Source organism: Cryobacterium sp. TMT2-4, from assembly GCF_004402575.1.
Lineage (GTDB): Bacteria > Actinomycetota > Actinomycetes > Actinomycetales > Microbacteriaceae > Cryobacterium > Cryobacterium sandaracinum.
This window is the reverse complement of the sequence record NZ_SOGE01000039.1, coordinates 39389-46259: the sequence shown is the minus strand read 5'-3', so window position 1 is coordinate 46259 and position 6871 is coordinate 39389. Positions and strand designations below refer to the sequence as shown.

Here is a 6871-nt window from a genome sequence, read left to right as displayed (position 1 = left end):
AGAAGGAGGAACCCGCAACCGAACTCGGCGCCCTCAGCGCCTAGAAATCCAAGAATCACGCGGCAGACGCGTTACACCACACATTTGGACTTGACCGCGGCCTCCGGGGAGCGATCGACGCGTTCCTCAAGCAGTCGTCCAAATCGGCTACGACGAGTGGCTGATTGCCCGGAAAGGTTCCCGACCGAGAACTGGCTAGAGTCCGAAGCCACCGTCCGTCGTCAGGACCTGCCCGACGATCCATCGGCCTTCATCAGTGGCGAGCCATCCGATCAAACGCGCGGGGTCGGCGGGAAACCCGAAACGTCCGAACGGAGTGTTCCGCACGAATTCTTGAATCTCCTCAAGCGGGCGATCCGTCGTTTCCGGATCCAGATATCCCGTATTGACGGGTCCGGGGTTGATGGTGGTGAGAATGATGCCCCGCGCCAAGAGTTCGCTGGCCACGTTGGTGTGACCCCAGCCCGGGCTGCCTTGCTTGCCGCATAGGTAACCTCGCCCTGCATCGCGCCGTGGAGCTGACCCGACGTCATCCAGATGACTCGACCAGTCGCGAATTCGTCGACCGGGACGGCGTGCTCGGGTCGTTCTCCCGGACGTCTTGGTGCGGTGTCTCTGTGACCGGAGAACTGCTCAGCGAACGCTCTTGTCAGCAGAAGCGTGGAGCGGGTGTTGACCTGCCAGTGACCATCGAGCAGCTCCGGGGTCATGTCGAAGATGGAGCCATCGCTCCCGCTGCGGGCGTCGTTACAGACGAGGATGTCGACTCCCCCGGTGAGCCCGCAGGCAGCCTCCATAAGCAGGCTGGCTGAATCCGGCACGGCCAAGTCGAGGCTTACGTCACCGAAGACTGCGTCTGCAATCTGCGCTGATGTGATGCCTACTAGGACCTCGCCGAGGTCGTCGCTTCCCCAGGGCTGTTCGTCGTCGTGGGGCGAATAGTGCTGAATGAAAACGTTAGCGCCGAGTTCGGCGAAGTGATGGGCCACGGCAAATCCGATGCCCTTGCGACGCGATACGCCCGTCACGAGTGCGGTCTTGCGGAGGAGGGGCAATGAGGAAAACGGCATGTGGAGACTCCAATATGTGTAGTGAAAAACAGCAAGAAGAAGGGATGCTGGCCCGCTGACGCGCGGACTCACTACTGGGCGTCATGCCCTACAAAACCACGTATCTGCCGCACATGCAGTTGAAACTAGCTCTCCCCCGGCCTCGTCAGCAATGGGATCGTCCTGTTTGCCCGCCAACGCAAGGTCAGCACCCTCAACATCGCCACCCTCGGCTCCCTCCTCGAATGGCGCGCCATCGTCTTTAGCACCAAATGCCAACCCATCATGGTCAACACTGGCCGCTGGTTCCGCGATAATACCCTCACCACCATCATCAACCGCACCCCGACCAGGACACCAAACCCCACGCCAGCGCCGATCCCAGCGCCGGATGACACCACTGCAGCGGAGGCGGCAGCTCATGGCTAAGCACGACGATTACGACTCGGCCCACCCCGAAGACGACGCGGTCGACGTCCGATTGGCCCTGACCCCAGCGAGTCAACAACGAGCTCTTAGCGTTAGGCATAAAGTTCAGATACCTGACCAAACTTTTTATTCGGCGCTGGCCGGCTAGCGCGGCTAGGTTTCTATATCCCGGGTCACGCTGATCATGACCTGGTAATTATCGTCAACGGGTCGGTTGACGATCATTGTGGGTGATGCTGCGCAGGGTCGTGTTCATTTTCGGGCCAATCTGCTTCGTGGCGCGATAGCTCAGCTTGTCGCGATGAAAGTGTCCCCTTCTGATTTGAGCAAGAACGGCACTGTACCTGGTGCGATGTATGCGGCTTCTCCCTGCTTTAGCACCCAAACGTTGCTGCCTTGGGTGACGGTCGTGGATCCAGTAGTCGCGAAGACCACGGCAGATTAGTTCGGGATGAAGTTGACCGTTGTGCCGGCATCGGCCCTCATGACTTGGAAGTCGGAAACGGGTACGTGGTACTCCACGAAGCCGTCGACACGGGTAACCGGCTTAACGTACGGGACGCGTGTAGGCCGGAAATCCAGCACCCGCAAGAGCTCTGGGACATCGATGTTCTTGCTCGTGAGCCCACCCCGAACGACGTTATCGCTGGCGGCCATAATCTCAACGCCCAGGCCTGCAACGTGGGCGTGGATGTTTCCAGCGGGCAGGAAGAGTGCCTCGTTTTTTCGAAGGCTCACGAAATTGAGTAGGGCCGCGATCGCGATCCCTTGGTCCCCGGGGTAGCACTTGTCGAGGCTTAGCAAGAGCTGGGCCTCGGCTGCCCAGACCTGGGTATCGTTCGATCGTGAGGCGTCGACGAGCGCCCTTACTAGAGTAGCGGGCTGACGTGTGAGGACAGCCCTGACCGTCGGTTCGATCCCGACGTTTTCGAGCTGGTCCCGGAACCCCTCAATGAGGATTGACGGCCTCGCGTCTGCGAGGGCTGCAAGGTGTTGTAGGAGCTTCAGAGACTGGTCAATAGCGCGGAATCCGCAGAGTGCTTGAAACCCATCGGCTAAGGCCACGATGAGCTCAGGCTTGTGCCATTCATCTTTGTAGTTGCGATCTGGGGCGTCTCTCGGTACCCCTCGTCGATTCTCTTCGGCGTAGCCCTCTCGGGCGCGTTCGAGGGACGGGTGTGCCTGCAGGGAGAGCGGCTTTGCGGCGGCGAGAATTTTGAACAGGAACGGCAGCCGGGTCCGTTCGCCCAGCGCTGCCTCCGGTTGTGTTGCGATCCACTCGTTCAGCGTGGCCGGCTGGCCGGCATGAGGATCAAGGATGTAGGTGGTGCTGTCTGGGTGGGCCCCCATCCAGAGCTCCGCCTGCGGTGACCCGTCGGGCGCGACGCCGAGAAGCTGCGGAAGAGCCGTGGTGGACCCCCAAGCGTAGGTCTTCGGCGTAGCGGTAATTCGGTTGAACATGGTGACTCCAAGGGACGGTAGTTGTACCAGGAGAACTCGAGAGGATGGCGAAGGGAAGCGGACGCTCATCTGCGATGCGTTAGATTACGGAGCGCTCAACTGGGGGATTTGGTCATGTGCGATTCATCGGCCAGTCGGCGAATATTGTCACGCGGGGCGTCTGCCAGCCGGGTGGGGCTGTCAAGAATTAGTGTGCTTCGGCGGTTGGGCTCGTATTCTGGCCAGTAGTCGAGAGCACCTGTCGTTGCAAAAGCGACCCAATATTGGCTAATGACGTCGCGCAGGGAGTATGGGGCGTTGAGCCCCGCTTCAGCGCGGGCCCGTTGCGAGTCATCGACGTGGCGGAAAAGAAAGGGCAATTCGAGGGAATGCCCGGCCCCTCTAGCCCACGTTGCGTCCTGTTGTTCCCAAACGAAGAGATATGACCTCGTCGAGCCAGTCGCCTGTGTACGCGCGTCAAGAAGGCGCTGGCTAGGTTGGCGGTATGTGGTGTCCGTAAGGCAGGCTTCGAGTAGTTCAGCGGGTGTTGCGCCGCGGCCGGTGTCGAGTTGAAAGGCATCCCTGTAAGCCTCGAATCGGCTGAGGGATCTTTCCCCGAGTGGTTCTTTGGACAGCAGTGTGCTGAGGGAGCCATCTAGGACTGCTTGTGACGCGTGTGTGCCGCGTTCACGCAGATCCACGTGCCCGCTTGCCTCGTTCAGGTTCGTTCCCACGATCAGGTCAATGGCCGCCGACGCTCCCCCAGCGACAGCGGCCACAGGGTTGCTCAGCAGCAGACGCCCATCGATCGATGGGCGAAAGACCGGAACAGGTTGGGGTCGCCCGGCGGAGTGCCTTGCAAGCAGGTGTTGTTGCGCGCGGATAATAGTGGACCACGGCAGGTCGATGATGCCGGCGGGATCGCCGCCGAGGTGGAGCAGATCGAGCAGTTCGTCGGTTACGGCCTCTCCGTAGGCACGTGAGCCCACCCGTTCGGGATCTCCGCTTTGGACGATGGCGCGGCGCATCAGCCCTGCCGCGCGTGGTGATGCGAGAAGGGTGGCGACCATGGTCGCCCCCGCGGACTGGCCGGCGACGGTGACGTTAAGGGGATCACCGCCGAATTGGGCGATGCTGTCGCGCACCCATTCGAGCGCGGAGATGATGTCGACCAGCGCGAGGTTGCCGGATTGGCTGTAGTCCGGACCGAGCAGGTGGTCGAGAGTGAGGTATCCCAGGGCGCCGAGGCGATAGTTGATTGAGACGACGACGATTCCGCCAGACGCAGCAAGGCGAACACCGTCGCGAAGTGGGTCGGCGTTGGACCCGGAGATGTGCAGACCACCGTGTATCCAGACGAACACAGGCAGTTTGTGCGCCGACGGAGCAGGCGTCCAGACGTTCAGGTTCAGGCAGTCGCGCTCATTGATGAGTAGCCCGCCAGGGTCGTCGACGTGCTGGGGCGAAGCTGGTCCGGCTTGTATGGCGTCTCGAGTGCCTTTCCACGGTTCGACGAGACGTCCGGGTCGGAACCGTTGGGTTGCCACGCGGTACGGGATACCGCGAAACGCAGCCGCTACACCGTCGGGCGTGGTGACGACGCGACCGCGGAGAATACCGTCTGGTGTGTGGACTAGCGAAGCTGTGGAGTCAGCCACGGTCGATGGCTGATTGATGGAGGACTGGTCCGTGTCCGGGCGACAGCGTGCTTTGCAGGACCAATGAAGACGCGCCGATGGCGGCCGCGTCGCGCGGATTTGCAGAGAGTTCGACGCTGATGGGATGTGCGCGGCGGGCGAATCTCTGCGACTCGAGCCGGGCTCTGATGACGCGGGTGTAAATGGACCCGGCGATGGCGACGCCGGGTCCAGTCAATATGAGGGCGTCGAGATCGAATAGATTCGCCAGAGTCACGGCGCCCTCGGCCAGGTACGCCGCGGATCGTTGTAGGAGTTTGCCGGCTGCAGCGTGTCCGTTGATGGCGGCGAGTCCTATGACGTCGAACTCGCGGGCATTCCGTTCGATTTCGAAGGTGAGGTCCAGGTCGTCGAATGCATGCTTATTCTCCGCTGCTTCCTTGACCACGGCCGATGGGGCGGCGTAGCGTTCCAGGCAGCCGATGTTGCCACAGAAGCACTCGCGACCGCCGGGAACGACCGTTACGTGACCGATCTCAACCGCGTTGGAGCTTGCACCCCGGTACAACGCCCCGTCGAGCACGACCCCGGCACCAATTCCCGACCCGATGTATATGCTGCCGAAAGTCTCGTGCCGGGAGACGCCGCGGCTCCAAAACTCGCCTATCCCCGCCGCAGCGGCGTCGTTCTCGACGAGTAAGGGGACACCGATCCCGGAGCCGATTTCCTCGCGCAGCGGGAAGTCCCGCCAATGTTGGAGCGTCGGAGGGCCAAGCACTCGTCCTGCTTTCTGGTCGATCGGCCCCGGGGCGACGACGGCGGCGCCGGCAATCGTGGTTCGGTCCAGCCCGCTCCCGCGTACAAAGTTTTCGTACCCGCGAACGATGCGGCGAGTGACCTCCTCTGGCGGGTCCAGTGCCGCACCGTCGATCTGCTGGCGTGCGATGACGCCACCCGCGGTGTCGGTGGCCACGAGGGTAATGGCCTCGAAAGCGAGCTGAATGCCGACCGCGATGCGAGCACGGGCGTTGATCTCGAGCATCTGGCGCGGCTTACCGCCGGTTGCGGTGGATCCAGTCAAACGGACTATTCCGTCGGTCAGTAATTTGCGCACGATCAGAGAGATCGCCGGCTGCGTCAACCCGGTCGCCGCAGTCAATTCGACACGACTAATCGGACCGGAGGAGCGGATCAAGTCGACAACTAGGGCCCGGCTGCCCGGCGCCGCCGCTGTGGCCTCAGGACGAGCCATCGTTTCTCCTCTCGATCTGCTCGCTAGCGTACGGTAAAGCAGCAGGCGCACCGGTCTGTCCTCTGGCAACCGGTGTGTCACCATTCTGCCGACTGCTGCTGCGGCGGCATGAGTGCATGAGGCACCTACGCTGGAGATGTCTAACCGAAAGTAGGACCCCGTGAGCGATTTCCCCTTGCTGCGCCCGATCGGCCTCGCCCTCGTTCGGGCGACGGAGATCATGGGCGCAGAGCCGTATTTCCATGAGTTCATTGCGGGCGTGGAGCGGGCCGTGCGACCTGCAGGATATTCGGTTCTCTTGAATGTGCTTCCAGATACGGAAGCGGAGGCGAAGGCGTACCGCCGATGGAGCGCCGACGGCGAAGTGAGCGGCGTCATTCTTGTCGACCTCACTGTCAACGACCCTCGACCCCAGCTGGTCCACTCGCTTGGCTTGCCCGCGATTGTCGTTGGCCCGCCCACGGCAGCTCCGGGCTTTCGAGCCGTATGGACCAATGACGATATGGCCATGCGCGATGCCGTCGAATATCTTGCCGGACTCGGCCATATCCGGATTGCTCACGTCGGCGGCCCCGCCAATCTGCTGCATAGCCAAATCCGGCGCGACGTCTTCCTCAACGAATGCGCACGTCTTGGTATCGAACCGATCGAGCAAAACGGTGACTACTCCCGCGAATCCGGCGGGCGCTGCATCAGCGCCCTGATCAGGCACAAGAAGCCACCGACTGCCGCCATCCTTGACAATGATCTGATGGCGCTCGGTGCGCTGGACTCGGCGCAAGATCTGGGGATCTCGGTTCCAGGTGCCCTTTCCCTGCTTGCCTGGGACGACTCCGCGCAATGCCAACTGAGCGAGCCCTCGCTGTCGGCGGTATCGCATGATGTCCAGGTCATCGGAATGCTCGCCGGTCAGGGACTGCTCGAAGAGATTGTCTCGGTCTCGGGGCAATCCATCGCGAGTCCCCCGGTGGTAGTCGTCGCCCGCGAATCGACCGGGGCGCCGATATTGAACGTTTCGAGCTAGCCGTCGAATCTCTTGCATGAAGATACCTCCTCAAAAAGTA

The 6871-nt window shown here is 61.9% G+C and carries 5 protein-coding genes and 1 pseudogene; 1 reads left to right on the top strand and 5 read right to left on the bottom strand.

Annotated features, from left to right (window positions below):
- Positions 1-195: 195 nt before the first annotated feature.
- The 5 genes and pseudogenes from E3O54_RS17050 to E3O54_RS14365 form a co-directional block, all read right to left on the bottom strand.
- Positions 196-447, bottom strand: coding sequence for an SDR family oxidoreductase (locus E3O54_RS17050; RefSeq protein ID WP_241973010.1), 252 nt, complete (start codon positions 445-447; stop codon positions 196-198).
- Between the two features lie 236 nt (positions 448-683).
- Positions 684-1070: pseudogene (locus E3O54_RS17045) on the bottom strand (SDR family oxidoreductase); the annotation flags it as partial.
- 849 nt (positions 1071-1919) lie between these two features.
- The gene (manA, locus tag E3O54_RS14375; RefSeq protein WP_166805265.1) at positions 1920-2939 is read right to left on the bottom strand and encodes a mannose-6-phosphate isomerase, class I; all 1020 of its coding nucleotides are present in this window, start codon (positions 2937-2939) and stop codon (positions 1920-1922) included.
- 95 nt (positions 2940-3034) lie between these two features.
- Positions 3035-4576 carry a carboxylesterase/lipase family protein gene (locus tag E3O54_RS14370; RefSeq protein ID WP_166805264.1) on the bottom strand — a complete coding sequence of 514 codons (1542 nt, stop codon included), beginning with the start codon at positions 4574-4576 and terminating at the stop codon, positions 3035-3037.
- A complete protein-coding gene (locus E3O54_RS14365) occupies positions 4569-5858 on the bottom strand; it encodes an ROK family transcriptional regulator (protein WP_198411498.1) in 1290 nt (429 codons plus the stop codon). The genes E3O54_RS14370 and E3O54_RS14365 overlap by 8 nt, the downstream gene beginning before the upstream one ends.
- A gap of 109 nt (positions 5859-5967) precedes the next feature.
- Between E3O54_RS14365 and E3O54_RS14360 the strand changes: the two genes are divergently transcribed.
- Positions 5968-6831: a LacI family DNA-binding transcriptional regulator gene (locus E3O54_RS14360; protein WP_134401891.1), complete on the top strand. Its 864-nt coding sequence runs from the start codon at positions 5968-5970 to the stop codon at positions 6829-6831.
- Positions 6832-6871 lie beyond the last annotated feature (40 nt).

Coding starts and splice junctions, on each gene's coding strand:
- manA (WP_166805265.1), bottom strand. CDS start 2,939: ATGTTCAACCGAATTACCGCTACGCCGAAGACCTACGCTTGGGGGTCC.